Here is a 25,860-nt window from a genome sequence, read left to right on the forward strand (position 1 = left end):
TGCGGTAACTCCGTGCCTCAGGGGCACCAGTGGATCGAAAGAGGCGAACGCAGGAACGCATTGATTGGCATGCGCTGGTCGTCGTTGTCGCTGAGCGCCTGGCTCAGGGTGGCCAGCTTGGCCTCGCCCTGGATGGCCAGCAGTTGCACCCGCGCGCCTTGCAGCACGGCGCGGGTCAGGGTCAGGCGCTGACGGGGCACGCTCGGCGCCCACATCGGCAGGCAGCGACGCGTGCTCGCCGGGTCGAGCGCATCGGCCAGGTTGGCGCTGCCGGGGAACAGCGATGCCGTGTGGCCGTCGTCGCCCATGCCCAGCACCAGCACATCGATGGGCAACGCCAGTTCATGGAGGTAGCGATCCGCCTTGGCCGCCGCCTCATCCAGGCTGCTCGCCGGCTGGTAGAGGCCGATGAAGTTCGCCTTGGCCGCCGCCCCCTTGAGCAGGTGACGGCGCAGCAGGCCGGCATTGCTGTCCGGGTGCGACTCAGGCACCCAGCGCTCGTCGGCCAGGCTGACGGAAACCTTCGACCAGTCCAGCTCGGCGCCGCTCAGCGCTTCGAGGAAGGCGATCGGGCTACGCCCGCCGGACACCACCAGCAGCGCCCGCCCCCGCGCGGCCAGCGCCGCGCGCAATCCATCGGCCACGCTTGCGGCCAGTCCCCTGGCCTGCTCGGCGGCGTTCTTCCAGGTTTTCCAGGCCATGCCTTCAGCCAGTTTCGGTTCAGTGATCGCCATACCAGTCCCTCCCGTCGCGCGCGATCAGGGCAACGGCCGCCTGGGGGCCCCAACTGCCCGCCGGGTACGGCTTGGGCTGTTCGCCCAGGCGGCCCCAACCGGCGATCAGGTGGTCGCACCATTTCCAGGCGAACTCCACCTCGTCCTTGCGCACGAACAGGTACTGATTGCCTTGCATGACTTCCAGCAACAGCCGCTCGTAGGCATCCGGCGTGCGGGCCGTGTGGAAGGTCTCGGAGAAATTCAGTTGCAGCGGGCCGGTGCGCAGCTGCATGCCCTTGCCCAGGCCCTGGTCCTTGGTCATCACCTGCAGGGAAATGCCCTCGTCCGGCTGCAGGCGGATGATCAGCCGGTTGCTGATCAGCGAACGCTGCTCCGGGGCGAAGATATAGTGCGGCGGCTCCTTGAAGTGGATGACGATCTGCGACAGCTTCTGCGGCATGCGCTTGCCGGTGCGCAGGTAGAACGGCACGCCGGACCAGCGCCAGTTGCGGATGTCCACGCGCATCGCGACGAAGGTCTCGGCGTCGCTGTTGGGGTTGGCATTTTCCTCGGCGAGATAGCCGGGCACCGCCTTGCCGTCGATGAAACCGCTGGTGTACTGCCCACGCACCACGCGGGTGGCCAGTTGTTCCGGCGCGATGGGCTCCAGCGCGCGCAGCACCTTCACCTTCTCGTCGCGGATGCTGTCGGCGGTCAGGTCCGCCGGCGGGTCCATCGCGATCAGGCAGAGTAGTTGCAACAGGTGGTTCTGCACCATGTCGCGCAACTGGCCGGCCTTGTCGAAGTAGCCCCAGCGGCCTTCGATGCCGACCTTCTCGGCCACGCTGATCTCCACATGGGAGATGTGATTCTGGTTCCACTGGGTCTCGAACAGGCTGTTGGCGAAGCGCAGCGCGATGAGGTTCTGCACCGTCTCCTTGCCCAGGTAGTGGTCGATCCGGTAGATGCGGTTTTCCGGAAAGAAGCGCGCCACCGCGTCGTTCACCACGCGGGAGGATTCCAGGTCATGACCGATGGGTTTTTCCAGCACCACCCGGGTGCGCTCGGCAAGGCCGACGGCCGCGAGGTTCTCGCAGATGCCGCCGAACACCGAGGCCGCCGTGGCGAAATACGCCACCAGCGTCTGCGCGTTGCCAACCCGCTCGACCAACGTTCTGTAGGCGCCGGCGTCGAGGAAGTCCATGCTCAGGTGCGTCAGCCGCGCCTGGAAGCGGGTCCACACGGCGTCATCCCACTCGTTCGCCGGCACCGCCTGGCGCAGGCGGCCTTCGATGGTGGCCAGCGGCGCCTCGCTGGCACCGTCGTCACGGGCCAGGGCGAGGATGCGGGTGTCGCCGTGCAGCAGGCCCTCGCGGTCCAGTTGATACAGCGCCGGCAGCAGCTTGCGCAGGGCGAGATCACCCAGTGCGCCGAACAGCGCCAGGGTACAGGGTAGAACGCGCACATCAGGCATTTGTTGTTACCAACTAAATTTTGAACGATAGTTAGCCTTACACGCCGGCATTAAGACAAATATGTAGTAATTAAACAAGATATTTTTGCCACCTCGCGCCGTTGTTGGTCGCCTGCCGGCCTGACGTTAGGATAGCGCCGCTGGCCGCCCCTACCCGGCCAACCGTCGATTGCCCAAGGAGCACGGATGAAAAACCTGCTGGAGCAGATCCAGAGCCGTCTGGAACAGCTGAACAAGGCCGAGCGCAAGGTCGCCGAAGTGATCCTGCACGACCCGCAGCAGGCCACGCGCTTCAGCATCGCCGCGCTGGCCCAGGCCTCCAGCGTCAGCGAGCCGACGGTGAACCGCTTCTGCCGCTCCTTCGGCATGAGCGGCTACCCGGAACTGAAGATCCAACTGGCCCAGAGCCTGGCCAGCGGCGCGGCCTTCGTCACCCAGGCGGTGGCGGAGAACGACGGCCCCGAGGCCTACACCCGGAAGATCTTCAGCAGCACCATCGCCTCGCTGGACAGCGCCTACAAGCTGCTCGACCCGAAGCTGATCGACCGCGCCGTGGACCTGCTGATCCAGGCCCGGCAGATCCACTTCTTCGGCCTCGGCGCTTCGAGTTCCGTGGCGCTGGATGCGCAGCACAAGTTCTTCCGCTTCAACCTGGCAGTGTCGGCCCACAGCGATGTGCTGATGCAGCGGATGATCGCCTCGGTGACGCACACCGGCGACCTGTTCGTGGTGATTTCCTATACCGGGCGTACCCGCGAGCTGGTGGAAGTGGCGCACCTCGCGCGGCAGAACGGCGCCTCGGTGCTCGGCCTGACCGCCGCCGACTCCCCACTGGCCCGCGCCAGCACCCTGAGCCTGGACATTCCACTACCGGAAGACACCGACATCTACATGCCGATGACCTCGCGGATCATCCAGCTCACCGTGCTCGACGTCCTCGCCACCGGCGTAACCCTGCGCCGCGGAGTGGACTTCCAGCCGCACCTGCGGCGGATCAAGGAGAGCCTGGTGCCGACGCGCTACCAGCTCGATGAGGAGGATTGAGAGACGGCCAGCAGGTATTGCGGCCTTTTGTAGGAGCGAGCCTGCTCGCGAACAGTCTCGCCGGTGACTACGGAGCCAAGCGGTTCGCGAGCAAGCTCGCTCCTACAGTCGTTCAGACCGCCCGCGTCAGACCAACCCCGCCCGCAGGTTCAGCAGCATGCGCTCGCCCTGCGCCAGGATCAGCCCACCGGCGCGATAGCCCGCGGCGCCGATGCACAGGAAACGCTCCGCCTCGCTCGCCGTCACCTGCTCCACCGCGCGGCTGCCGGGGTGCCAGATGACGCTGCCGGCGCCTACGTTCTTGTCGATGCGCAGGCGGCGTTGCCAGCCGGCATCCTCCAGTACCAGGGAGCCGGTGTTGTAGAGCACCTGCTTGACCGCGCCACGGGGCGCCCAGGTGTTGGGCAGGCCGCTGGCCTTGCCGTCCAGTTCCATGCCGTGGACCACCGAGCGGCGTAGCGAACCCACGCGCCAGTAAGGTTGCAAGGCAAAGCTGAACAGGCAGTCGCTGTCATCTTCGTGGTAGCTGGAGAGCTCGATGTCCAGGTCCTGGCCCAGGCGCGCTTCCAGGCGCACGTGCCAGTCCTCGATGTCCAGCTGCCAGCTGACCACCACCTTGCTGTCATCGGCCCAGGCATCGAGCATGCGCCACTCGCGCTGGCGCGCCCAGCCGTGCTGGGGCCAGTCGGGCTCGACCGGATGGCTGCCGAACCAGGGCCAGCAGACCGGGATGCCGCCACGGATCGGCGCCGTGCTCAGGCTCGGCCACTGCCCGGAGCACCACAACAGCGGGCGCGCGCCGCGCGGCTGGAAGTGCAGCAGTTGCGCACCCTGGCGGCTGAACACCGCCTGGCACTGCGGATGGTCGATGAGCAGCAGGTCGCGACGCTGGAAGCGCACCCAGTCGAAGGGGCGCTTGGCCCGCATGGAATGAAAAAAGCGCTGCAGCGGATGCTCGAGCATTATCCGGATGTCCTGATCCAATCCCTGCCCGGACGCTCCGGGGCGTAAAGAGGCTGTAGTTTCACTACATTCGATGAAAGGCGGCGATTCTACTCGCAAAGCCTAGTCACGCGCAGCGCCCGCGCCAACGAAAAGCACATCCGCAAAGCGCCCTCCCCGCCATCCCGGCAGGCCGACGCGGGACCGCGACACTCCACACCGGCTCAGGCTTCGGCCCTCAAGGCCTGCTCCAGAGCCACACCGGCACCGAACAGCCCCGGATGCTCCGCCGTCATCACCCACACCGGCACCTGATCCAGATACGGCCCGCTGGTCTTGCCGCGCGCCGAGAAGGCGGCGGCGAACCCGCTGCGCTGGAAACGTTCGAGGAAGCGCGGAACGATGCCACCGGTGATATACACGCCGCCCAGCGCGCCCACCGTCAGCGCCGCGTTGCCGGCGACCCGCGCCAGCCACAGGAAAAAGTGTTCCAGAACCCCATCGGCATAGGCATCGCCGGTCATGGCGCGCTCGCCGATCTGGGCGGCGGTAGCGCACTTGGGCTCAATGCCATCGAGCTGGCAGCTCATGCGGTAGAGATTCTCCAGGCCACTACCGGACAACACCCGCTCGGCCGAGACATGGCCGTACTTCTCGCGCAGCAGTTGCCAGAGGGCGAAATCGCGCTCGGACGTCACCGGCAGGTCGACATGGCCACCCTCGCACGGCAGCACCTCCCAACCGCCGGCCGGCAGCGGCATCAGGCTGGCGACGCCCAGGCCGGTGCCGGGACCGATGATCAGTTTCGCGCGCCCCTCCAGCGCGTTGCCAGTGCGCACCTGCACCAGATGCTCTTCCGACAGTCGCGAAGCCGCCCAGGCCATGGTGCTGAAGTCGTTGACCAGCAGCAGATGACTGAGCCCCAGCGCGGCGCGGAAGGCGTTGCGCTTGATTACCCAGTGGTTGTTGGTGAAGCGGAAGTCACCGGCGCCCACCGGCCCGGCACAGGCCAGGCAGACGTTGTGGATGGCCGACAGCGGCTGACCGATGCGCTGCAGGTAGTCGCGCACGGCGTCTTCCGGACGCGGGTAGTCGGCGCAGGCCAGGACCTGAATGGATTCGAGGACTTCCCCGCGCCACAGGGCGAAGCGGGCGTTGGTGCCACCGATATCGCCGACCAGGGCGAAAGCGTTCTGGGCGTTGCTGGAATTCATGGCGAGCTCGGCCTGGAAATGTGAAAGAAGGGGCTCATGCCAGCATAGGACATCGACTCGATCCCCCGCGCGACGGGCTGGCCGTCGCACGGGAGACCCACGTCTCAGCGCGCGCCGCTGAGCTCGGTGGTGAAGCTGCACGCCCCCTGCTCCGCCGGACTGAAGGCGTTGCGCATGAAGGCGAACAGTTCGCGCCCCATGCCCTGGTTATCGATGACCGGGGTTTCCACCTGCGGACGGGCGTCCCATTCCGCCGCATCCACCAGCACGCGCAGCTCGCCGGTGGTGCCGTCGACGCGCACCACGTCGCCGTCGCGCAGCTTGGCCAGCGGGCCGCCGTTGAGCGCCTCGGGGGAGACGTGGATCGCCGCCGGCACCTTGCCGGAGGCGCCGGACATGCGCCCGTCGGTGACCAGCGCCACCTTGAAGCCACGGTCCTGCAGCACGCCGAGGAACGGCGTGAGCTTGTGCAGTTCCGGCATGCCGTTGGCGCGTGGGCCCTGGAAGCGCACCACGGCGACCAGGTCGCGCTCCAGCTCGCCGGCCTTGAAGGCGGCGGCCAGGCTCGACTGGTCGTGGAAAATGCGCACCGGTGCCTCGACGATCTGATGCTCCAGCGCCACGGCGGATACCTTCATCACGCCGCGACCGAGGTTGCCTTCCATCAGGCGCAGGCCGCCTTCGGTAGAGAAGGGCTTGTCCAGCGGACGCAGGATGCTTTCGTCCAGGCTCGCCGCCGGGCCTTCGCGCCAGACCAGCTTGCCCTCGTCGAGGAAGGGTTCCTGCAGGTAGCGACGCAGGCCCTTGCCAACCACGGTCTGCACGTCCTCATGCAGCAGGCCGCCACCCAGCAGTTGACGGACCAGGAAGGACATGCCGCCCGCCGCCTGGAAATGGTTGATGTCGGCCTGCCCGTTCGGGTAGATGCGCGCCAGGGTCGGCACCACCTCGGAGAGGTCGGCCATGTCCTGCCAGGTCAGCTGGATGCCGGCGGCCTGGGCGATGGCCAGCAGGTGCAGGGTGTGGTTGGTCGAACCGCCGGTGGCGAGCAGCGCCACCACCGAGTTGACCAGCGATTTCTCATCGACGATCTCCGCCATCGGCACGTACTGGCCATTTTCCGGCGTCAGGCGGGTGGCCTGGCGCGCGGCCTCGCGGGTCAGCTCGTCGCGCAGCGGGGTATTCGGGTTGACGAAGGAAGCACCCGGCAGGTGCAGGCCCATCACTTCCACCAGCAACTGGTTGGTGTTGGCGGTGCCATAGAAGGTGCAGGTGCCCGGCGCGTGGTAGGAAGCCATCTCCGAGGCCAGCAGTTCCTCGCGGGTGGCCTTGCCTTCGGCGAACAGCTGGCGCACCGCGGCCTTCTCCTTGTTGGAGATACCGGTGGGCATCGGGCCGGCAGGCACGAACACCACCGGCAGATGGCCGAAGCGCAGCGCGCCGATCAGCAGGCCGGGGACGATCTTGTCGCACACGCCCAGGCACAGCGCGGCGTCGAACATGTTGTGCGACAGCGCGATGGCGGTGCCCATCGCGATCACATCGCGGCTGGCCAGGGACAGCTCCATCCCCGGCTCGCCCTGGGTCACGCCGTCACACATGGCCGGCACGCCGCCGGCGAACTGGCCGACCGAGCCGATCTGCCGCAGGGCGTCCTTGATCAGTTCCGGGAAGCGCTCCAGCGGCTGGTGCGCGGAGAGCATGTCGTTGTAGGCGGAAACGATGGCGACGTTGGCCTGGTTCATCAGCCGCAGCGCCTGCTTGTCGGATTCACCACAGGCCGCGACGCCGTGGGCGAGGTTGCCGCAGGGCAGCGTGCCACGGTGCGGGCCCTTGGTGGCGGCTGCCTTGACCAGGTCGAGGTAGCGCTGGCGCGTGGCCGCGCTGCGGGCCTGGATGCGCTGGGTGACTTCGAGCACGCGGGGGTGCATGGCAGCATTCTCCTACAGACTATCAGTTGTTGTTTTTACAACATAATCTTCGAATACAAAGCATTTACTTTTCTTCGAAGCGGAAATTTAATGTTTTTTACCACAACATAAGAAAAGAGACGACCTTCATGACTATACGCCTGGCGATCAACGGGTTCGGCCGCATCGGTCGGAATATCCTCCGTGCACTCTACTCCGGCCCCTACCGCCAGCACCTGCAGGTAGTGGCGATCAACGACCTGGGCGATGCGGCGATCAACGCCCACCTGTTGCAGTACGACAGCGTGCACGGACGCTTCCCCGGCCAGGTGGAACATGACGCGGAAAGCCTCAGCGTAGAGGGCGACCGCATCGCCGTCACGGCCATCCGCAACCCGGCGGAGCTGCCCTGGAAGGCGCTGGAGGTGGACATCGTGCTGGAATGCAGCGGTCTTTTCACCGCCCGCGACAAGGCCGCCGCGCACCTTGCAGCCGGTGCGCAACAGGTGTTGATCTCGGCGCCGGGCCAGGGTGTCGACGCCACGGTGGTCTATGGCGTCAACGAACAGATCCTGCGGGCGGAGCACCGGATCGTCTCCAACGCCTCCTGCACCACCAACTGCCTGGCACCGGTGGTCCAGGTACTGCACCGCGAGCTGGGCATAGAGCACGGACTGATGACCACCATCCATGCCTACACCAACGACCAGAACCTCTCCGACGTCTACCACAGCGATCCGTACCGGGCGCGCTCGGCCACCCAGTCGATGATCCCCACGAAAACCGGCGCCGCCGACGCGGTGGGGCTGGTGTTGCCTGAGCTGGCCGGCAAGCTGACCGGGCTGGCGGTACGGGTGCCGGTGATCAACGTGTCGCTGGTGGACCTCACGGTGCAGGTCGCCCGCGACACCAGCGCCGAGCAGGTCAATGCGTTGTTCGAACGCGCCAGCCAGGGCTCGGCGATCCTCGGCTGCAACCGCCAGCCGCTGGTCTCGGTGGACTTCAACCACGATTCGCACTCGGCGATATTCGACGCCAGCCACACCCGGGTGAGCGGCCGGCTGGTCAAGGCGATGGCCTGGTACGACAACGAGTGGGGCTTCTCCAACCGCATGCTGGATACGGCGCGGGCGATGCGGGACGCGCGGAGCTGAGACTCCTCGGCCGCCGGGGTTCGCGAGCAAGCTCGCTCCTAGAAGGGTGGAGCGTTTGCTCTTCGTAGGAGCGAGCTTGCTCGCGAACAGCCAGCGCACAATCAATAGCCACGGCGCATAACGCTTCGCGCGATGCCTCCGACGAACTAGAATCCGCCGGTTCACCTGCATCCGCCATCCCCATGCTCGCCCTCAAGCTCACCCTGGTTCCGCTGTTCCTGTTGCTGGTTTCGCTCTCCGGACGCTGGTGGGGCCCCGCCGTCGCCGGCTGCCTCGCCGCCCTGCCCGCCATTACGGGACCGATCCTCTACCTGATCACCGTGGAGCACGGCCGCGATTTCGGTGCCCGGGCCGCACTGCTGGCGCTGGCGGCGATCTTCGCTGCGGAAGCGTTCAACTTCGCCTATGCCTGGATCTGCCGGCGCCACGCGTGGCCGCTGGCGCTGGGCGGCGCGCTGCTGGCCTGGCTGGTCGCCGCCTGGGGGCTGACGCAGCTACCCGCCCTGCCCATCTGGGCATTGATGGCTGCGGCGCCGGGAGCACTGACCAGCCAACTGTTCATGCCGCGTGCCGAACTGCCGGCGGCCGTCTCGCCGGTAGGACGCCTCGAACTGGGGTTGCGCATGTTCGCGGGCGCCTTACTGACCCTGGCCGTCACCGCCCTCGCCGGCTGGGCCGGGCCGAGCTGGAGCGGCCTGCTGGCGGTGTTCCCGCTGCTCTCCATCGTGCTCTGCGTGTCGTCGCAGCGGCTGCATGGCGCGGGCTTCGTCATCGCCCTGCTGCGCGGCATGGTCACCGGGCGCCCGGCCTTCGCGGCATTCTGCCTGTGGCTGGCGCTGCGCCTGCCGGACAACGACATCCTGCCGAGCTTCGCCGAAGCGGCGCTGCTGGCGGTGCTGGTGCAGGGCGCGCTACGCGGGCTGATCGGGTTCCGCTCGCGAAAGGCGGCCAAAGCCGCCTGAAAAGAACAACGCCACGGCTGATCCAGCCGTGGCGTTTTCGTTTGCAGCGCGAGTGACGCTTAGAGCAGCGTGAAGCTCTGCTCCTTCACGCTGTCCGAATCCAGGCCGACGTAGACCTTGAACTCGCCCGGCTCCGAGGCGTAGCGCAGTTGGCTGTCGTAGAAGCGCAGGTCTTCCTCGCGGATCGGGAACTGCACCACCTTCGACTCGCCCGGCTGCAGCAGGATCTTGCTGAAACCCTTGAGCTCCTTGACCGGACGACTGATGGACGCGGCGACGTCGCGCAGGTAGAGCTGCACGGTGGTCTCGCCGGCGACCTTGCCGGTGTTCTTCACGGTCACGCTGGCAGTCAGCTGGTCACCCTTCTTCAGCTTGCTGCCCGACAGCTTCACGTCCGAGACGCTGAAATCGGTGTAGCTCAAACCGTAGCCGAAGGGGTACAGCGGGCCGTTCTGCGAGTCGAAGTAGCGCGAGGTGTACTTGTTCGGGTGCTCGTGGTCGAACGGGCGGCCGGTGTTCAGGTGGTTGTAGTAGATCGGTACCTGGCCCACCGAGCGCGGGAAGGTCATGGTCAGCTTGCCCGCCGGGTTGTAGTCGCCGAACAGCACGTCGGCGATGGCGTTGCCGCCCTCGGTGCCGCTGAACCAGGTTTCCAGGATGGCATCGGCGTTGGCGCTTTCCCAGCGCAGGTCCAAGGGCCGGCCGTTCATCAGCACCAGCACCAGCGGCTTGCCGGTGGCCTTGAGAGCCTTGAGCAGTTCGATCTGGCTCTGCGCGATGTGCAGGTTGGTCTTGCTCGACGCCTCGTGGGCCATGCCCTGGGCCTCGCCGACCACGGCCACCACCACGTCGGCCTGCTGCGCCTTGGCCACGGCCTCGTCGATCATCGACTTCGGGCTGCGCGAGTCGACGCTGACATCCTCGCTATACTCGTTGAGGTACTTGATGATCTCCGCATCGTCGGTGACGTTGGCGCCCTTGGCGTAGAGCAGCGCAGCCTTGCCACGGGTCGCCGTGCCCATACCTTCGAGCACGGTCACCGCCTGGAAGGCCTTGCCGGCGGCGGACCAACTGCCCATCACGTCGCGCTTGCTGTCGGCCAACGGGCCGACCAGGGCGATCACGCCATCACGCTTGAGCGGCAGCACGCCGTTCTGGTTCTTCAGCAGCACCATGCCCTTGCGCGCGATCTCGCGGGCGTCGGCGCGGTGCAGGCGCTCCTCGGCGTTGGTGTCCACCGGGTCCTTGCCCTGCAGGTAGCGGTACGGATCCTGGAACAGGCCCATGTCCCACTTGGCGGCCAGCACGTCGCGGCAGGCGCGGTCGATCTCGGCCTGGCTGATCAGCCCGGCCTTGAGCAGTTCGGGCATGTGCCTGCCGTAGAGATCGTCGTTCATGTTCATTTCGACGCCGGCGTTGATCGCCAGGCGGGTGGCGTCGCGCTCGTTGGCGGCCACGCCGTGCTTGATCAGTTCGCCCACCGCGCCGTGGTCGCTCAGGGTCAGGCCCCTGTAGCCCCACTGGCCGCGCAGCAGGTCCTGCAGCAGCCACTTGTTGGCGGTGGCCGGCACGCCGTTGATGCTGTTCAGCGAGACCATCACAGCGCCGGCGCCGGCGTCGATGGCCGCGCGGTACGGCGGCAGGTAGTCCTGGAACATGCGCTGCAGGCTCATGTCCACGGTGTTGTAGTCGCGGCCGCCTTCGCCGGCGCCATACAGGGCGAAGTGCTTGACCCCGGCCATGATGGTTTGCGGCTGGTCCAGGCCCTTGCCCTGGTAGCCCCTGACCACCGCGGCGGCGACCTTGCTGGTCAGCCAGGCGTCTTCGCCGAAGCCTTCGGAGACACGGCCCCAGCGCGGGTCACGGGCGATGTCGACGGTGGGCGAATAGGTCAGGTTGAGACCGTCGGCGCTAGCCTCGATGGCCGCGACGCGGGCGCTGCGCTCGATGGATGCCAGGTCCCAGCTCGCCGCCAGGCCCAGGCCGATGGGGAATACGGTGCGGTGGCCGTGGACCACGTCATAGGCGAAGAACAGCGGGATCTTCAGCCGGCTCTTCATCGCCGCATCCTGCAGGTCGCGGATGCCCGGACGCACCACGGTATTGAACACCGCGCCGGTGGTGCCCTCGGCGATTTCCTTCAGCAGTACCGGCTTGGGATGGTCCGGCCCGACGCTGACCAGGCGCAACTGGCCGATCTTCTCTTCCAGCGTCATGCGCTGCATCAGGCTGTCGAGGAAGGCGTCCTTGGACTGGCCGGGCAGCGGCACGGCGGGAGCCTCGGCGGCGAGAAGCGATGCGCTGTTCAGGCCCAGCAGCAGGCCGAGCCAGCAGATGCGGCTGATTGGAGTTCTTTTCATATGGGTACTCAGCAGCCTGCGCGAGGCGCCGGGCCACTGTGGAATGTTGTAGAGGGTCGTCGAAGGGGCCGGTATTCCGGCGGCTCCCCCGGGTGGTGCCGCCGACGCCGTTCGAACGCGGCACATAAGTTCGTCGTGCCGGCAGCGGAAGTCAATCACCGAACGGCTGGAAAGCAGCGGCCATCCAGGCCAACGCCTGCACTCAATGGTCGCGATTGCGCACGTTGAACTCCATTTCCTCGAGCATGGCTTCGCGCAGCGCACGCTCTTCGTCCCACTCGTCTTCCTCGGGAGCGGACGGCGCTGAGGTCGGCGGCGCGGTTGCTGCGGTCTCGGCGTTCGTTTCGGGCTCGGCAGCCGCTTCGGCTTCACCCTGCGGCTCGACCTCCGGCAGCGCGTGAACGCCGCTGAAGTCGGCATCCACGCCGGAGTCTTCGTCGTCGCTCGGCGGGCGATCGATCAGGTCGTCGAAGTCGGTCTTCAGGCCCTGCTCCATCTCGTCCAGCTCGGCGAGCAGGCTGCGGAAGCTGGTTTCCTCCGGCTTTTCCTCCGGCGGCGCGGGCTCCGGCTCCTCGCCGGCATCGCGCAGCGCCTGGTCGGCCAGGGCCTGCAGGGACGGCGGGACGTAGTCCTCGTCGTATTCCTCGGGGCCGGGCAGGCTGACGGTGGGTGCCATGTCCTCGAGGATCGGCTGCGGCTCGGGCTCCATCAGTTTCAGCTCGGCCAGCGGCGGCAGTTCTTCCAGGCTCTTGAGGTTGAAGTAATCGAGAAAGGTCCGCGTGGTCGCCAGCATCGCCGGGCGGCCGGGCACCTCGCGGTAGCCGACGATGCGGATCCACTCGCGCTCCATCAGCGTCTTGACGATCTGGGTGTTCACCGCGACGCCACGGATTTCCTCGATCTCGCCACGGGTGATCGGCTGGCGGTAGGCGATCAGCGCCAGGGTCTCCAGCAGGGCACGGGAATAGCGCTGCGGGCGCTCCTCCCACAGGCGGCCGACCCAGGGAGCGAGCTTCTCGCGCACCTGCAGGCGGTAGCCGGTGGCCACTTCCTTCAGCTCGAAGGCACGCCCCGCGCAGGACAGCGACAGCACCGCCAGCGCATCGCGAAACTGTTGCGGCTCCGGCCGCTCGGCCTCTTCGAACAGCTCGCCGAGGCGCTCCAGCGACAGCGGCTTGCCAGCCGCCAGGAGGATGCCTTCGAGCAGGGTCGCCAGTTCTTTGGGGTCGGACAGGTTCATCGAGTCGCTCAGTGGGTCAGCCGAAACGGGTGAAGGCCGGGTGGTACGCCACTTCGCCGCGCACCGCCTGTGCCGCCGGGGTCAGGCGCAGGCACTGGCAGTACTGGGCGGGAATGCCGGGGAATACCAGGGTGTCGTCGGCGATGAAGCCGAAACGCGAATAATAAGCCGGATCGCCCACCAGCACACAGCCGGCCACGCCGTCGGCGCGCAGTTGCAACAGGCAGGCCCTGGCCAGCGCGCTGCCGATGCCGGCCTTCTGCCGCGCCGGCAACACCGCCAGCGGGCCCAGGCCCAGCCAGCCGATGGATTCGCCGTCGATGGTCACCGGCGAGGCGGCCAGGTAACCGACCACGTCGCCGGCCTCCTCGGCCACCAGCGCGAGGCTGAGGGCCCCGTCCTCGCGCAGGGACTGCACCAGCAGGTGCTCGGTCTGCCGGCTGTGCGGATGGTCGGCGAAGGCCGCGCGCAACAGGGCATCGATGGCGGCGTGGTCGCCGGCTTGTTCAGAGCGAATCTTCAAGGTCATCTAGTGTCGGCTCCGCAGGCGCGGCCTCCTCGGGTTCGAAGGCTCCTTCGCCATCCTCCTGTACGGGTTCGGCGGAAGATTCGCCTTCCGTGGTTTCGCTCCGGGCGCGCACGTGGATCGGCGCGAAGGCGGCGTTCTGCACCAGCTCCACCAGCTGTTCCTTCACCAGTTCGAGCACGGCCATGAAGGTCACTACCACGCCGAGCTTGCCCTCCTCGACGCGGAACAGGCTGATGAAAGGCACGAAGCCCGCGCCCTTCAGGCGTTCGAGGATTTCGCTCATGCGCTCGCGGGTGGAGAGCATCTCGCGGGTGACCTGGTGGCTCTCGAACAGGTCGGCGCGGCGCAGCACCTCGGCCATGCACAGCATCAGCTCCTGCATGTCGACGTCGGGCAGCAGCTTGCGCGCCCGCGCATCCGGCGCGGCAACGCTGGGCAGGATGATGTCGCGGCCCAGGCGCGGCAGGGTGTCGAGGTCCTCGGCGGCCTTCTTGAAGCGCTCGTACTCCTGCAGGCGGCGGATCAGTTCGGCGCGCGGGTCGTCCTCTTCTTCCTCGGCTTCGGCCGAGCGCGGCAGCAGCATGCGCGACTTGATCTCGGCGAGCATGGCGGCCATCACCAGGTACTCGGCGGCCAGTTCCAGGCGCACCGACTTCATCAGCTCGACGTAGCCCATGTACTGGCGGGTGATTTCCGCCACCGGGATGTCGAGGATGTTGATGTTCTGCTTGCGGATCAGGTAGAGCAGCAGGTCGAGCGGGCCTTCGAAGGCTTCGAGGAAGACCTCCAGGGCGTCCGGCGGGATGTACAGGTCCTGCGGCAGCTCGGTCAGCGCCTCGCCGTAGACCAGCGCCAGCTGTACCGGGGCCCGGTATTCGGTGGCGCTGGAAGGATCGTCCGGCTCGCTCAGGTCACTCATCGGCCACTCGTCAGGCTCTTGGGGGATATGGGCGGCATTATCCCTGCTTTTACCCCTCGTGGGTGGGGGAAATGGCTCAAGGGATGGGCGGTGTCAAATCACGTCGCGCGGCGGTGGGCATTCCTGTAGGAGCGAGCTTGCTCGCGAACCAGGCTCCGCAGCGGGGGCTTGTTCGCGAGCAAGCTCGCTCCTACGAAAAGCGTTTATCAGCGGTAGGACAGCCCCATGGCATGCCGCACCTCCACCAGCGTCTCGCGGGCGGCCTCGCGGGCATGCTCGGCGCCCTCGGCGAGGATGCTGCGCACCAGCTCCGGGTTGTCCTCGTAGTCCAGTGCACGCTCCTGGATCGGCGCCAGTTCCTGCTGGATCGACTCGATCAGCGGCCGCTTGCAATCCAGGCAGCCGATGCCGGCGCTGCGGCACCCTTCCTGCACCCACTGCCGGCAGCCGTCGTCGGAGTAGATCAGGTGCCACTGCCATACCGGGCAGCGCTCGGGGTCGCCGGGGTCGTTGCGATGGACCCGCACGGGGTCGGTGGGCATGCGCGCGATCTTTTCCTCAACCTCCGCCGGGCCGTCGCGCAGGGCGATGGTGTTGCCACGGGAGTTGGACATTTTCTGACCATCCAGCCCCGGCATCTTCGGCTCGTGGCTGACCAGCGTCTGGGGTTCGGGCAACAGCAGCCGGCTGCTGCCTTCGAGGTAGCCCAGCAGCCGTTCGCGATCGCCCAGGGTCAGGCTCTGCTGCTCCTTGAGCAGTGCCTGGGCCGTCTCCAGCGCTTCGCCGTCACCCTGCTCCTGCCAGGTGCGGCGCAGGCTGGAGTAGAGCTTGCCGGTCTTCTTGCCGAGGCGGCCGATGGCAGTCTGCACGCGCTCCTCGAAATCGTCTTCGCCGCCGTAGAGATGGTTGAAGCGACGGGCGATCTCGCGGCTGAACTCGACGTGGGCGAACTGATCGGAACCCACCGGCACCCAGCCGGCGCGGTAGATCAGGATGTCCGCCGCCTGCAGCAGCGGATAGCCGAGGAAGCCGTAGGTGGAGAGGTCCTTGTGGCTGAGCTTTTCCTGCAACTCCTTGTAGGTCGGCACCCGCTCCAGCCAGGACAGCGGACAGATCATCGACAGCAGCAGGTGCAACTCGGCGTGCTCGGGCACCTGGGACTGGATGAACAGGGTCGCCGCACTGGGGCTGATGCCCACGGCCAGCCAGTCGATGGCCATGTCGCGCACATGCCGGCGGATGCCCTCGGTCTCGTCGTACTCGGTGGTCAGGGCATGCCAGTCGACGATGGAAAAGAAACACTCGTATTCGTGCTGCAGCTTTACCCAGTTCTGCAACACACCGTGGTAATGCCCCAGATGCAGGCGCCCGGTGGGGCGCATGCCGGACAGCACGCGGCGCTGGGAATCGACGCTGGCCAAAGATCAACCTCGTGGAATCAACGGACGAAGTGCGCAGTATAGAAGTCAGGCACCGACCATGAACGGTTCCGGGTCGCCGCAGCCGACACGCACCACCACCGGGTCCTCGTCGGTCAGGGCGATCACCGTGGAAGCCTCGCCGCCGCCGTAGCCGCCGTCGATGATCAGGTCCACCTGATGCTCCAGCAGGTCGCGCATCTCGTACGGGTCGTTCAGCGGCTCGGTCTGCCCCGGCAGGATCAGGCTGACGCTCATCAACGGCTCGCCCAGTTCCTCCAGCAGGGCCAGGGCGATGGGACAGCTCGGCACCCGCAGGCCGATGGTGCGGCGCTTGGGGTGCAGCAACATGCGCGGCACTTCACGGGTGGCGTTGAGGATGAAGGTGTATGGCCCCGGCGTGTGCGCCTTGAGCAGGCGGAACAGGCCGGTGTCGACCTTGGCGTAGAGCCCAAGCTCGGAGAGGTCGCGGCAGACCAGGGTGAAGTTGTGCTTGTCGTCCAGCCGGCGGATGCGGCGGATGCGCTCCACCGCCGACTTTTCGCCGATGCGGCAACCCAGCGCGTAGGAGGAATCGGTGGGATAGGCGATCACGCCGCCCTGCCGGACGATCTCCACCGCCTGTTTGATCAGGCGCGACTGGGGGTTTTCCGGGTGGACCTGGAAGAACTGGCTCATTGAGTCTCCTTGTTCCCTATGGCGTTGTCCGCAGAGGCGAAACGCGGCCAGAGCGGCGGCAGGTCCTCCGGCACCGCGCGGTACAGGCCCAGTTCGGACCAGTCGCTGGGACCGTGGAAATCGCTGCCGGCGGTGACCATCAGGCCGAACTCGCGGGCGAGGATGCTGAGCACGCCGACCTGCTCCGCCGGTTGCGGCCCATTGACCACCTCGATGGCATGGCCGCCGGCGGCGATGAAGTCAGCGACCAGCTTGCGCCGCTTGGTACGCGTGAAATCGTATTGGCAGGGGTGCGCCAGGCTGATCCAGGCGCCGGCGCCGCGCAGGCTGCCGAGCGCATCGGCAAGGGCCGGCCAGTGCTGCTTGACGTCCCCCAGCTTGCCGGCGCCCAGCCACTTGCGGAAGGCTTCGGCGCGATCCTTGACGTAGCCCTGGCGCAGCAGGAATTCGGCGAAGTGCGGACGCGCCGGGGCGTTCTCGCTGTCGCCCAGCTCGCGCTGCACCGCCCGCGCGCCCTCGAAGGCGCCGGGCATGCCCTTGGCTTCCAGGCGCCGGCCGATCTCCTCGGCGCGGGTCCAGCGGGCGCGGTGCAGGTCGTGGAGGGCCTTGACCAGCGACTCGGCGCGCGGATCGAAGCCATAGCCCAGCACGTGGATGGTGGCGCCGCCCCAGGTGCAGGACAGCTCCACCCCATCGACCAGTTCCATACCCAACCGACGTGCGGCTTCGCGGGCCTCGGGGAGGCCGTCGAGGGTGTCGTGGTCGGTCAGCGCCAGCACGCGCACGCCGCGTCCGTGGGCACGCTCGACCAGGGCCGTCGGGCTGAGGAGTCCGTCGGACGCGGTGCTGTGGCAGTGCAGGTCGACTCGCATGCAGGGCTTCCGTAGGCTGGGGACGGCTTATTTCTGTATAGACGCTTATGTGCGCCCGCTCTCACGGTAATCGGTTGAAACCATGACCGGGCACAGCGTTGGGCGGATGAGGCTTTCAGTTCACCGGCAGGTTGGTATTATGCCGGCTCTACCAGGCTCTGGCTGCCGTAATGAAGCAATTCATCGATTTCATCCCCCTCATTCTGTTCTTCATCGTCTACAAGCTCGATCCGCGCAACGTCGAACTGGCCGGCCAGAGTTTCTCGGTCGGCGGCATCTACAGTGCCACCGCCATGCTGATCGCCGCGTCCGTGGTGGTCTACGGCGCCCTGCTGATCAAGCAGCGCAAGCTGGACAAGGGCCAGTGGGTCACCCTCGCCGCCTGCCTGCTGTTCGGCGGCATGACCCTGGCCTTCCATAGCGAAACCTTCCTCAAGTGGAAGGCGCCCGTGGTGAACTGGCTGTTCGCCCTGGCCTTCGCCGGCAGTCACTTCATCGGTGGCCAGCCGCTGATCCAGCGGATCATGGGCCACGCGGTGCACCTCTCCGAGTCCCTCTGGGCGAAGCTGAACGTCGCCTGGGTGCTGTTCTTCCTGATCTGCGGCTGTGTCCAGCTGTTCGTCGCCTTCACCTTCCAGAGCATCTGGGTGGACTTCAAGGTGTTCGGCAGCCTGGGCATGACCCTGCTGTTCCTGATCGGCCAGGGCGTGTTCCTGGCCCGCCACATGCACGATGAACCTACCGGCGAAAAACCCAAGGACTGACATGCTCTACGCGATCATTGCCCGTGACATCACCGCTTCCCAAGAACGCCGCCTGGCCACTCGCCCCGCGCACATCGCCCGCCTGGAGCAACTGAAGGAAGAAGGCCGCCTGGTGCTGGCCGGCCCGCACCCGGCCATCGACAGCAACGACCCGGGCGCCGCCGGCTTCACCGGCAGCCTGATCGTCGCCGAGTTCGAATCCCTGGCCGCAGCGCAGGCCTGGGCCGACGCCGACCCGTACCGCGCCGCCGGCGTCTACGCCGAGGTCGTGGTCAAGCCCTTCAAGAAAGTCCTGCCCTAACCCGCTCGAACGTTGTACCCCGCGGCACGGAACGCCACGGGGGTTCGCAGCCGGACACCGCCGGGATGGCCGTGGACGGCGGACCATCATCGAACAAGGAGTCCCGATGCGCCGTCTGCCCCTGCTGGTCTGCCTCACCCTGCCCCTGGCCGTCCAGGCCGAACAACCCGCTCCGGAACAGCCTCCGGCCGCCGCTGTCGAACCCATCGATAGCGCGAGCGCCGACGCCCGCGGCGACCTCGAACGCCGCCTGGCCGAGAGCGAACAGCAACGCCAGGCGCTGGCCGCCCAACTGGCCGCCCAATCCGCAGATCGGGACAACCGCCGGGACGAAGCCGTCATCGGCCGCCTGCGCCAGGAGAACCAGCGCCTGAAGCTGCAACTGCACGAGGCCCAGTCACAACAGCCGCCACGCCTGCTGTCCGAACAGCAGACCTGGTACGTCACCGGCGGCGGCACCGCCCTGCTGGCCTTCGCCCTCGGCGCGCTGAGCCGTGGCAGCCGCCGCCGGCAACGTCGCGAATGGATCAACTGAAAGATACCTTTTCATGAGTGAACTGCTGCTGATCGACGACGACCGCGAGCTTTGCGAGCTGCTCGGCACCTGGCTGGTCCAGGAAGGCTTCAGCATCCGAGCCGCCCACGACGGTGCACAGGCCCGCGCCGCGCTGGCCAGCCGCGCCCCTGACGCGGTCGTGCTCGACGTGATGCTGCCCGACGGCAGCGGGCTGGAACTGCTCAAGCAATTGCGCGGCGAACACCCTGACCTGCCGGTGCTGATGCTCTCCGCCCGCGGCGAGCCGCTGGACCGCATCCTCGGCCTGGAGCTGGGCGCCGACGACTACCTGGCCAAACCCTGCGATCCGCGCGAACTCACCGCCCGCCTGCGCGCCGTGCTGCGCCGCAGCCACCCGGCGCAACCCAGCGCGCAGCTGGAGCTGGGCGACCTGGCGCTGAACCTGTCGCGCGGCGTGGCAAGCATCGGCACGCAGGAAATCAGCCTGACCCTCTCCGAGAGCCGCATCCTCGAAGCCCTGCTGCGCCAGCCGGGCGAACCGCTGGACAAGCAGGCCCTGGCGCAACTGGCGCTGGGTCGCAAGCTGACCCTGTACGACCGCAGCCTGGACATGCACGTCAGCAACCTGCGCAAGAAGCTCGGCGGCCACCCCGACGGCCGCCCACGCATCCTCGCCCTGCGCGGCCGCGGCTACTTCTACGCGCCCTGAGGCGCGCTGGCGGGCGCCTTCGCAAAGCGCGCGGCGCTGCTTCACGTAATCTTTACCGAAGCTTTACCTGTGACTGACGGCCCTTGACCTTGCCGCCCCTAGACTGGGCTCATCCGGTAACGACCGGTCCCTGAAAGGAGAAACACCATGCGCAAGACCCTGACCGCCCTGCTGATCGCCGCCGCCCTGCCGACCGTCGCGCTGGCGGCCACTCCCGCGCCGACCGACGCCCCGCCGCCGGCCCCGTTCATGAAAGGCCATGACCACGGCATGATGCGTGGCGAGCACCGCGGCGGCGCGTTCCGCGAACTGAACCTGACCCAGGAACAGCGCCAGCAAGTCGGCAAAGTGATGGGCGAGTCCATGAAAGATCGCCGCGCGATCACCGAAAAATACTGGAACAAGCTGCCCGAGGCCGACCGCAAGGCCATGCAGGCGGAACTCAAGGCCAACCGCGACAAGGCCGACACCAGTATCCGCGGCATCCTCACGCCCGATCAGCAGAAGAAGTTCGACGAGCTGAAGAAGCAGCGCGAGCAGCGCAAGGCCGAATGGGCGGAGTTCCAGACCTGGAAGGCCCAGAAAGACGGCGCCAAGACCAACTGATCGCTCCAGCAAGCCGCAGGCGCCGGGTTATCCCGGCGTCTTGCCGTGGGGCCCCGATAATGGATAGAGCATGCGGCTGAACAGGAAGACCATGCGTTCACTCTTCTGGCGAATCCTCGCCGCCTTCTGGCTCGCCCTGCTACTGGTGGCCGGACTGTCGATCCTGCTGGGCCGCGCACTGAACCAGGACACCTGGGTCATCGCCCGCTATCCCGGACTGCATGACCTCGCCCGGCAATGGACCCAACAGTACGAAACCCGTGGTCCGGAAGCCGCACAGGCGCTGCTGGAGACCCGCCGGCGGCAATACGAACTCTCGGTGCAGGTACTCGACGAGAGCGGCCAGCGCCTGGTCAACGGCACCTACCTGCCGCGCCCGTCCCGCCCGCACGGCACCTTCGACCGGGAAAACCTGCCGCGCTTCCCCTGGCGACAGCTGAGCCAGGAATACACCAGCCCCCGTACCGACCAGACCTACCTGTTCATCTACCGCATTCCCCACCCGGCGCTGCAGGCCTGGCATCGCGGCAGCCTGCTGTGGCCGCTCAGCGCGCTGGGCATCGCCCTGGTGGTGCTGACCGTGTTCAGCCTGCTGCTGACGCTCTCCATCACCCGTCCGCTGAACCGCCTGCGCCGCGCCGTGCACGACCTCGGGCAGACCGCCTATCAACAGGACAGCCTCGCCCGCCTGTCGCGGCGCGGCGACGAACTGGGCGTGCTGGCGCGCGACTTCAACCGCATGGGCGCCCGCCTGCAGCGCCTGATCAGCAGCCAGCGCCAGTTGCTGCGCGACGTCTCCCACGAGCTGCGCTCGCCGCTGGCCAGGCTGCGCATCGCCCTCGCCCTGGCCGAACGCGCCAGCCCAGAGGAACGCGCCAGCATGTGGCCGCGCCTGGAGCAGGAGTGCGATCGCCTGGAAGCCCTGATCGGCGAGATCCTCGCCCTCGCCCGCCTCGATGCCGACCCGGGCCCGGCCAGCCGGATCGCCCTGCTGCCGTTGTTCGAACGCCTGCGCGACGACGCCCAGTTGCTTTACCCGGACCAGCAGGTCCGGCTGGATGTCGCGCCGGAACTCACGCTCGACGGCTGGCCCGACATGCTCGAACGCGCCCTGGACAACCTGCTGCGCAATGCCCTGCGCTTCAACCCCGTAGAGCAGCCGCTGGAAGTCCGCGCCGAAACCGACGGCGAACGCCTGCACATCGGCGTGCGCGATCACGGTCCCGGCGCCAGCGAAGAACACCTGGCGCACCTGGGCGAACCCTTCTTCCGCGCGCCCAATCAAGGCAGCCCCGGCCACGGCCTGGGCCTGGCCATCGCCCTCCGCGCCATCGAACGCCACGGTGGCCGGCTGCGCCTGGGCAACCATCCCGAGGGCGGTTTCCTGGCCAGCGTCGACCTTCCGCTCCACCGGCCGGCCGCCTGAGCGACGCACCTTTTCGGAGTTCCCACATGAGCCTTCCCGCCCTGCACGCCCCGCTCCCGCATCCTCCCGTGCCGCCATTCGACGCGCCGCCGGACGACCCGCAAAGCCTGGTCCTGGCGGTGGAACTGGCCCGCCTGGCCGCGCAATGGCGCGAACGCTGGCCCGGCTTGCGCCTGAACCTGCCGCAATCAGGCACCTGGCCACTGGAAAGCTGGCCCGAAGCCCTGCGCGGCGCACTGGACGCGCTGCTGCAAGCCGCCCTGCAACGACGGCCGAACGCCGCGCTGGAACTGGTACTCAGCTCAACGCGCGGGCTCTTGAGAGTGGACCTGCAGGGCCATGATCCGCAGGCGCGGGCCTGGCTGCCGGACGCCCTGCGCCCGGCTCAACGCCTCGCCGCCTGGCAGGGCGGGCGCCTGCTGTGGCGCGTCCACGGCAAGGGCTGGAGGATTCGCCTGGGGCTGCCGCTCAGCCCCGCCAGGCGCTGACGAACGCGGCCGGCTCGAGTGGCGTCGGCCGGCGCAGCCCGCCCATCGGCGTGCCCAGGTAGATGAAGCCGACGATGCGCTCGCTGGCCTCGAGCCCCAGCCCCTCGCGCACGACCGGATCGAACGCCATCGCGCCGGTACGCCACATCGCCCCCAGCCCCTGCGCATAGGCGGCCTGGACGATGCCATAGGCGGCGCAGCCAGCGGCCAGCCACTGCTCGATTTCCGGCACCTTGGGGTGCTCCTGCAGGCGCGCCACGGCAACCACCAGCGTCGGTGCGCGCAGCGGCATGGCGCGGGCCTTGGCCAGCGCCTCCGGGGTCGCATCGGCTTGCTCCGCCTGCAGGGCGCGGGCGAACAGCTCGCCCAGGCGCGCGCGCGCATCCCCTTCCACCGTCAGGAACCGCCAGGGCCGCAGTTGGCCATGATCCGGCGCGCGCAAGGCGGCGCGGAACAGGTGGTCCAACTGTTCGGCGGACGGCGCCGGCTCACCCAGGCGAGCGTGGGACACACGGTTCTGCAACGCGTCGAGAGCCTCCATCGGCTACCTCCAGACAAACTCGAAAGCCGCCATTGTAGACGCAAAGGTTTCGCATTTGCTCGATGCCCGATGCGGTGCCAGGCCGACGTAGCGTACCGGGCGAGCCGCGGTGCCGCAGATGACGACCGCCAAAACAGAAGGACTCACGGCAATGCGCGCAGCAGACACCACGATCCAGACACGGATGGTTGTTGGACAGGGATGCGAATGCCCCAGAGAAACCGGCGAGCGCCGGCGGGCTGCGCGAGACTCCATCCATCCCTTGCGCGGGTGAAGAGGGCCGATTCACTCGGTTTACACTTGCCCGACGGCGGGTAGAATGGCCGGTTCACCGACACCCGAGCTTCGCCGCATGGCCCTGCCGACACTACGCACCCTTGGATTCATCATCGGCATCTTCGTGATCACCCTGGCGGTCGCCATGCTGGTGCCGATGGCCACCCTGCTCTACTACGGCCGCGGCACCGAGCTGCACCCCTACATCTGGTCCGCGATCATCACCTTCACCTGCGGGCTGGGCATGGTCATCCCCGGCCGCCCGGAGCAGGTGCACCTGCGCCCGCGGGACATGTACATGCTCACCGTGTCGAGCTGGGTGATCGTCTGCTTCTTCTCCGCCCTGCCCTTCGTGTTCGCCCGGCACATCAGCTTCACCGATGCGATCTTCGAGAGCATGTCCGGCATCACCGCCACGGGATCGACCGTGCTCAGCGGCCTGGACAAGATGTCGCCGGGCCTGCTGATCTGGCGCTCGCTGCTGCACTGGCTGGGCGGCATCGGCTTCATCGGCATGGCGGTGGCGATCCTGCCGATGCTGCGCATCGGCGGCATGCGCCTGTTCCAGACCGAATCCTCGGACCGCTCCGACAAGGTCATGCCGCGCTCGCACATGGTGGCCAAGTACATCGTCGGGGTGTACGTCGGCATCACCATCCTCGGTGCGCTGGCCCTGTGGTGGGCCGGCATGGGCCTGTTCGACGCGGTGAACCACGCCATGTCGGCGATCTCCACCGGCGGCTTCTCCACCTCCGACCAGTCGCTGGCCAAGTGGCACCAGCCGGCGGTGCACTGGGTGGCGGTGGTGATCATGATCCTGGGCAGCATTCCCTTCGTGCTCTACGTGGCCACCCTGCGCGGCCATCGCAAGGCGCTGATCAGGGACCACCAGGTCCACGGCTTCCTCGGCCTGCTGCTGTTCACCTGGGTGGTGATGGGCACCTGGTATTCGGTGAACTCCGATCTCTCCTGGTTCGACGCCTTCCGCATCGTCGCGGTGAACGTCACCTCGGTGGTCACCACCACCGGCTTCGCCCTGGGCGACTACAGCCTGTGGGGTCACTTCTCGATCATGCTGTTCTTCTACCTGGGTTTCATCGGCGGCTGCTCCGGCTCCACCGCCGGCGGCATCAAGATCTTCCGCTTCCAGGTCGCCTTCACCCTGCTGCGCGCCAGCCTCTACCAGTTGATCCACCCGCGCGCGGTGATCAAGCAGAGCTACAACGGCCACCGCCTGGATGAAGAAATCGTCCGCTCGATCCTGACCTTCTCGTTCTTCTTCGGCGGCACCGTCGGCGTACTGGCGCTGGGCCTGTCGTTCCTCGGCCTGGACTGGATGACCGCGCTGACCGGCGCGGCCAGCACCGTGGCTGGCGTGGGGCCGGGCATGGGACCGATCATCGGCCCATCGGGCAACTTCGCGCCGCTGCCGGACGCCGCCAAATGGCTGCTCAGCGCCGGGATGCTGTTCGGCCGGCTGGAGATCATCACCGTGCTGGTGCTGTTCACGCCGGCGTTCTGGCGGCATTGAATCTTGATGGTTCGTTGCGTCGGCTCCTCTCCTCCAGGAAGCCCCTCACCCCGGCCGCATGGCCCCCTGGAAATCCATACTCTGTAGGAGCGAGCTTGCTCGCGAACGAGCTCCCCGGCGACACCGGCGTCAAGCTGTTCGCGAGCAAGCTCGTTACGAAGAGCCGGCGTCATGCCCATCACAGCCCTTCCCGGTACTCTCCCGGCGTCATCCCGAACCAGCGGCGGAACGCCCGGAAGAAATTGCTCGGCTCGGAGAACCCCAGCAGATAGGCAATCTCCAGCAGCGTCATGCGTGGCGTGGCCAGGTACTGCTGGGCCAGCTCGCGGCGGGTGTCGTCGAGCAATTGCTGGTAGCTGCTGCCCTCCTCCTGCAATCGCCGCTGCAGGGTGCGCTCGGACAGGTGCAGCGCCTGCGCCACGTTCTCGCGCTTGGGCTCGCCCTGGGGCAGCAGGCGGCACAGCACTTGGCGGGTCTGGTGGCTGAAGCGGCTGCTGACGAAGCGCGCCAGGTACTCCCCGGCGAAACGGTCGTGCAGGCGCGCCAGTTCCTCGTTGGCGGTGGGCAACGGCGCGCCCATGTCCTCATGGGAGAACAGCATGGCGCAGTGCGTGTGGCCGAAGCTCAGCGGCGCCTGGAACAGCTCGCGATAGGGCTCGGCATTCGGCGGCGCGTCACCGGCCAGGCGCACCTCCAGCGGGTTGATCGGACGCCCGGTGATCCAGCGCAGCATGCTGATCAGGCTGGCCAGCGAGCACTCGGCGCTCTGCCGTGGCACCGGCAGACGGTCGCCATGCACGACGATGCTGTACAGGCAGCCCTCGGGCAGACGGCGGAAGGTCAGGTCGGCGCCCTCGGCAATGATCCGCTGGTAGCGTTCCAGGCGCTCGAAGCCCTCGCCCAGGTTGCTGCTGGACATCAGCGCATAGCCCACCACCGGAAACGCCGGCGTGTGTACGCGGGCAATGTTCAGGCCGATGGCCGGGTTGCCGGACAGCTCCACCGCGCGGCTCCACAGGCGACTCATGGCGTCCTGCGGGTAGCGGGCATCGGGGTCTTCCAGGGCCGCGAAATCCAGCTGTAGCTCGCTGAACAGCGCGCGGCCGTCCAGGCCTTCCAGTTCCAGGGACTGCACGATCCCCCGCACCCAACTGGACAGGGTTGTACGCTCAGGCATGCTCGATTCTTCTGATTATGGTGATGACTCGTGCCGGCAGCGCGGCACAGCGGGATACTAAACTGGCACCCTACGTCATCCGCAAGTCCGCA

General features: G+C 67.4%; 25 protein-coding genes. 11 read left to right on the forward strand and 14 right to left on the reverse strand.

Features of this window, described 5'->3' with window-relative positions:
- Positions 1 to 17: 17 nt before the first annotated feature.
- The gene (gene pgl / locus H681_RS16940) at positions 18 to 734 is read right to left on the reverse strand and encodes a 6-phosphogluconolactonase (RefSeq protein WP_015478099.1); all 717 of its coding nucleotides are present in this window, start codon (positions 732 to 734) and stop codon (positions 18 to 20) included.
- Complete coding sequence (gene zwf, locus H681_RS16945; protein ID WP_015478100.1) at positions 721 to 2,190, reverse strand: glucose-6-phosphate dehydrogenase; 1,470 nt, start codon at positions 2,188 to 2,190, stop codon at positions 721 to 723. Before zwf ends, pgl begins: the two co-directional genes overlap by 14 nt.
- Positions 2,191 to 2,376: 186 nt before the next feature.
- Between zwf and H681_RS16950 the strand changes: the two genes are divergently transcribed.
- Positions 2,377 to 3,234, forward strand: a complete 858-nt coding sequence (locus tag H681_RS16950) for a MurR/RpiR family transcriptional regulator (protein ID WP_015478101.1) — start codon at positions 2,377 to 2,379, stop codon at positions 3,232 to 3,234.
- A gap of 126 nt (positions 3,235 to 3,360) precedes the next feature.
- On the opposite strand, the gene H681_RS16955 is transcribed toward H681_RS16950, so the two are convergent.
- From H681_RS16955 to edd, 3 genes are all read right to left on the reverse strand, one after another.
- Complete coding sequence (locus H681_RS16955; RefSeq protein ID WP_015478102.1) at positions 3,361 to 4,197, reverse strand: aldose epimerase family protein; 837 nt, start codon at positions 4,195 to 4,197, stop codon at positions 3,361 to 3,363.
- Positions 4,198 to 4,400: 203 nt separating this feature from the next.
- Positions 4,401 to 5,390 carry a glucokinase gene (locus H681_RS16960; RefSeq protein ID WP_015478103.1) on the reverse strand — a complete coding sequence of 330 codons (990 nt, stop codon included), beginning with the start codon at positions 5,388 to 5,390 and terminating at the stop codon, positions 4,401 to 4,403.
- Positions 5,391 to 5,494: 104 nt separating this feature from the next.
- Positions 5,495 to 7,321, reverse strand: coding sequence for a phosphogluconate dehydratase (edd, locus tag H681_RS16965; protein ID WP_015478104.1), 1,827 nt, complete (start codon positions 7,319 to 7,321; stop codon positions 5,495 to 5,497).
- Positions 7,322 to 7,449: 128 nt separating this feature from the next.
- Between edd and gap the strand changes: the two genes are divergently transcribed.
- Both gap and H681_RS16975 read left to right on the forward strand, forming a co-directional pair.
- Complete coding sequence (gap, locus tag H681_RS16970; protein WP_015478105.1) at positions 7,450 to 8,454, forward strand: type I glyceraldehyde-3-phosphate dehydrogenase; 1,005 nt, start codon at positions 7,450 to 7,452, stop codon at positions 8,452 to 8,454.
- A 182-nt stretch (positions 8,455 to 8,636) separates the two neighbouring features.
- Positions 8,637 to 9,416 (forward strand): hypothetical protein, encoded by a 780-nt coding sequence (locus H681_RS16975; protein WP_015478106.1) that lies wholly within the window; start codon positions 8,637 to 8,639, stop codon positions 9,414 to 9,416.
- A gap of 59 nt (positions 9,417 to 9,475) precedes the next feature.
- Here H681_RS16975 and bglX read toward each other — a convergent pair whose 3' ends face one another.
- The 7 genes from bglX to H681_RS17010 form a co-directional block, all read right to left on the reverse strand.
- Positions 9,476 to 11,761 carry a beta-glucosidase BglX gene (gene bglX / locus H681_RS16980; protein WP_167650144.1) on the reverse strand — a complete coding sequence of 762 codons (2,286 nt, stop codon included), beginning with the start codon at positions 11,759 to 11,761 and terminating at the stop codon, positions 9,476 to 9,478.
- 217 nt (positions 11,762 to 11,978) lie between these two features.
- On the reverse strand, positions 11,979 to 13,016 hold the full coding sequence (scpB, locus tag H681_RS16985) for an SMC-Scp complex subunit ScpB (RefSeq protein WP_015478108.1): 1,038 nt from the start codon (positions 13,014 to 13,016) through the stop codon (positions 11,979 to 11,981).
- A gap of 16 nt (positions 13,017 to 13,032) precedes the next feature.
- Positions 13,033 to 13,545, reverse strand: coding sequence for a GNAT family N-acetyltransferase (locus H681_RS16990; RefSeq protein WP_015478109.1), 513 nt, complete (start codon positions 13,543 to 13,545; stop codon positions 13,033 to 13,035).
- Entirely contained in the window at positions 13,523 to 14,335 is an 813-nt protein-coding gene (locus tag H681_RS16995) for a segregation and condensation protein A (RefSeq protein WP_162140838.1), read from the reverse strand. The genes H681_RS16990 and H681_RS16995 overlap by 23 nt, the downstream gene beginning before the upstream one ends.
- Positions 14,336 to 14,670: 335 nt before the next feature.
- Positions 14,671 to 15,885: a tryptophan--tRNA ligase gene (locus H681_RS17000; RefSeq protein WP_015478111.1), complete on the reverse strand. Its 1,215-nt coding sequence runs from the start codon at positions 15,883 to 15,885 to the stop codon at positions 14,671 to 14,673.
- Between the two features lie 45 nt (positions 15,886 to 15,930).
- Positions 15,931 to 16,560 carry an L-threonylcarbamoyladenylate synthase gene (locus tag H681_RS17005; protein WP_015478112.1) on the reverse strand — a complete coding sequence of 210 codons (630 nt, stop codon included), beginning with the start codon at positions 16,558 to 16,560 and terminating at the stop codon, positions 15,931 to 15,933.
- A complete protein-coding gene (locus tag H681_RS17010) occupies positions 16,557 to 17,432 on the reverse strand; it encodes a PHP domain-containing protein (RefSeq protein ID WP_015478113.1) in 876 nt (291 codons plus the stop codon). Before H681_RS17010 ends, H681_RS17005 begins: the two co-directional genes overlap by 4 nt.
- Positions 17,433 to 17,602: 170 nt before the next feature.
- Here H681_RS17010 and H681_RS17015 point away from each other — a divergent pair, with 170 nt between their 5' ends.
- The 7 genes from H681_RS17015 (at position 17,603) to H681_RS17045 (ending at position 22,243) form a co-directional block, all read left to right on the forward strand.
- On the forward strand, positions 17,603 to 18,196 hold the full coding sequence (locus tag H681_RS17015; protein ID WP_015478114.1) for a septation protein A: 594 nt from the start codon (positions 17,603 to 17,605) through the stop codon (positions 18,194 to 18,196).
- 1 nt (position 18,197) lies between these two features.
- Positions 18,198 to 18,497, forward strand: a complete 300-nt coding sequence (locus H681_RS17020) for a YciI family protein (RefSeq protein WP_015478115.1) — start codon at positions 18,198 to 18,200, stop codon at positions 18,495 to 18,497.
- 106 nt (positions 18,498 to 18,603) lie between these two features.
- Positions 18,604 to 19,032 carry a hypothetical protein gene (locus H681_RS17025; RefSeq protein ID WP_015478116.1) on the forward strand — a complete coding sequence of 143 codons (429 nt, stop codon included), beginning with the start codon at positions 18,604 to 18,606 and terminating at the stop codon, positions 19,030 to 19,032.
- A 13-nt stretch (positions 19,033 to 19,045) separates the two neighbouring features.
- Positions 19,046 to 19,723, forward strand: a complete 678-nt coding sequence (locus H681_RS17030) for a response regulator transcription factor (protein ID WP_015478117.1) — start codon at positions 19,046 to 19,048, stop codon at positions 19,721 to 19,723.
- A 147-nt stretch (positions 19,724 to 19,870) separates the two neighbouring features.
- Positions 19,871 to 20,329, forward strand: coding sequence for a Spy/CpxP family protein refolding chaperone (locus H681_RS17035; protein ID WP_015478118.1), 459 nt, complete (start codon positions 19,871 to 19,873; stop codon positions 20,327 to 20,329).
- A gap of 91 nt (positions 20,330 to 20,420) precedes the next feature.
- Positions 20,421 to 21,755: a sensor histidine kinase gene (locus H681_RS17040; RefSeq protein WP_015478119.1), complete on the forward strand. Its 1,335-nt coding sequence runs from the start codon at positions 20,421 to 20,423 to the stop codon at positions 21,753 to 21,755.
- Between the two features lie 26 nt (positions 21,756 to 21,781).
- Positions 21,782 to 22,243 (forward strand): hypothetical protein, encoded by a 462-nt coding sequence (locus H681_RS17045; protein WP_015478120.1) that lies wholly within the window; start codon positions 21,782 to 21,784, stop codon positions 22,241 to 22,243.
- On the opposite strand, the gene H681_RS17050 is transcribed toward H681_RS17045, so the two are convergent.
- Complete coding sequence (locus tag H681_RS17050) at positions 22,224 to 22,784, reverse strand: nitroreductase family protein (RefSeq protein WP_015478121.1); 561 nt, start codon at positions 22,782 to 22,784, stop codon at positions 22,224 to 22,226. The genes H681_RS17045 and H681_RS17050 overlap by 20 nt on opposite strands.
- A gap of 352 nt (positions 22,785 to 23,136) precedes the next feature.
- Between H681_RS17050 and H681_RS17055 the strand changes: the two genes are divergently transcribed.
- The gene (locus H681_RS17055) at positions 23,137 to 24,591 is read left to right on the forward strand and encodes a TrkH family potassium uptake protein (RefSeq protein WP_015478122.1); all 1,455 of its coding nucleotides are present in this window, start codon (positions 23,137 to 23,139) and stop codon (positions 24,589 to 24,591) included.
- 178 nt (positions 24,592 to 24,769) lie between these two features.
- Here the strand turns inward: H681_RS17055 and H681_RS17060 are convergent, their stop codons facing one another.
- The gene (locus H681_RS17060) at positions 24,770 to 25,768 is read right to left on the reverse strand and encodes an AraC family transcriptional regulator (RefSeq protein ID WP_015478123.1); all 999 of its coding nucleotides are present in this window, start codon (positions 25,766 to 25,768) and stop codon (positions 24,770 to 24,772) included.
- Positions 25,769 to 25,860: the final 92 nt, after the last annotated feature.

It is taken from the genome of Pseudomonas sp. ATCC 13867 (genome assembly GCF_000349845.1).
Lineage (GTDB): Bacteria > Pseudomonadota > Gammaproteobacteria > Pseudomonadales > Pseudomonadaceae > Pseudomonas.

What these genes read in the sequence shown, in the direction of transcription:
- H681_RS17045 (WP_015478120.1), top strand. Translation starts at nt 21,782, where the DNA reads ATGAGCCTTCCCGCCCTGCACGCCCCGCTCCCGCATCCTCCCGTGCCG.
- H681_RS17015 (WP_015478114.1), top strand. Translation starts at nt 17,603, where the DNA reads ATGAAGCAATTCATCGATTTCATCCCCCTCATTCTGTTCTTCATCGTC.
- H681_RS17035 (WP_015478118.1), top strand. Translation starts at nt 19,871, where the DNA reads ATGCGCAAGACCCTGACCGCCCTGCTGATCGCCGCCGCCCTGCCGACC.
- H681_RS17005 (WP_015478112.1), bottom strand. Translation starts at nt 16,560, where the DNA reads ATGAGCCAGTTCTTCCAGGTCCACCCGGAAAACCCCCAGTCGCGCCTG.
- H681_RS16990 (WP_015478109.1), bottom strand. Translation starts at nt 13,545, where the DNA reads ATGACCTTGAAGATTCGCTCTGAACAAGCCGGCGACCACGCCGCCATC.
- H681_RS16955 (WP_015478102.1), bottom strand. Translation starts at nt 4,197, where the DNA reads ATGCTCGAGCATCCGCTGCAGCGCTTTTTTCATTCCATGCGGGCCAAG.
- scpB (WP_015478108.1), bottom strand. Translation starts at nt 13,016, where the DNA reads ATGAACCTGTCCGACCCCAAAGAACTGGCGACCCTGCTCGAAGGCATC.
- H681_RS16950 (WP_015478101.1), top strand. Translation starts at nt 2,377, where the DNA reads ATGAAAAACCTGCTGGAGCAGATCCAGAGCCGTCTGGAACAGCTGAAC.
- H681_RS17020 (WP_015478115.1), top strand. Translation starts at nt 18,198, where the DNA reads ATGCTCTACGCGATCATTGCCCGTGACATCACCGCTTCCCAAGAACGC.
- H681_RS17040 (WP_015478119.1), top strand. Translation starts at nt 20,421, where the DNA reads ATGCGTTCACTCTTCTGGCGAATCCTCGCCGCCTTCTGGCTCGCCCTG.
- H681_RS17010 (WP_015478113.1), bottom strand. Translation starts at nt 17,432, where the DNA reads ATGCGAGTCGACCTGCACTGCCACAGCACCGCGTCCGACGGACTCCTC.
- zwf (WP_015478100.1), bottom strand. Translation starts at nt 2,190, where the DNA reads ATGCCTGATGTGCGCGTTCTACCCTGTACCCTGGCGCTGTTCGGCGCA.
- H681_RS16975 (WP_015478106.1), top strand. Translation starts at nt 8,637, where the DNA reads ATGCTCGCCCTCAAGCTCACCCTGGTTCCGCTGTTCCTGTTGCTGGTT.
- edd (WP_015478104.1), bottom strand. Translation starts at nt 7,321, where the DNA reads ATGCACCCCCGCGTGCTCGAAGTCACCCAGCGCATCCAGGCCCGCAGC.
- gap (WP_015478105.1), top strand. Translation starts at nt 7,450, where the DNA reads ATGACTATACGCCTGGCGATCAACGGGTTCGGCCGCATCGGTCGGAAT.
- H681_RS17025 (WP_015478116.1), top strand. Translation starts at nt 18,604, where the DNA reads ATGCGCCGTCTGCCCCTGCTGGTCTGCCTCACCCTGCCCCTGGCCGTC.
- H681_RS17030 (WP_015478117.1), top strand. Translation starts at nt 19,046, where the DNA reads ATGAGTGAACTGCTGCTGATCGACGACGACCGCGAGCTTTGCGAGCTG.
- pgl (WP_015478099.1), bottom strand. Translation starts at nt 734, where the DNA reads ATGGCGATCACTGAACCGAAACTGGCTGAAGGCATGGCCTGGAAAACC.
- H681_RS17050 (WP_015478121.1), bottom strand. Translation starts at nt 22,784, where the DNA reads ATGGAGGCTCTCGACGCGTTGCAGAACCGTGTGTCCCACGCTCGCCTG.
- H681_RS17055 (WP_015478122.1), top strand. Translation starts at nt 23,137, where the DNA reads ATGGCCCTGCCGACACTACGCACCCTTGGATTCATCATCGGCATCTTC.
- H681_RS17060 (WP_015478123.1), bottom strand. Translation starts at nt 25,768, where the DNA reads ATGCCTGAGCGTACAACCCTGTCCAGTTGGGTGCGGGGGATCGTGCAG.
- H681_RS16960 (WP_015478103.1), bottom strand. Translation starts at nt 5,390, where the DNA reads ATGAATTCCAGCAACGCCCAGAACGCTTTCGCCCTGGTCGGCGATATC.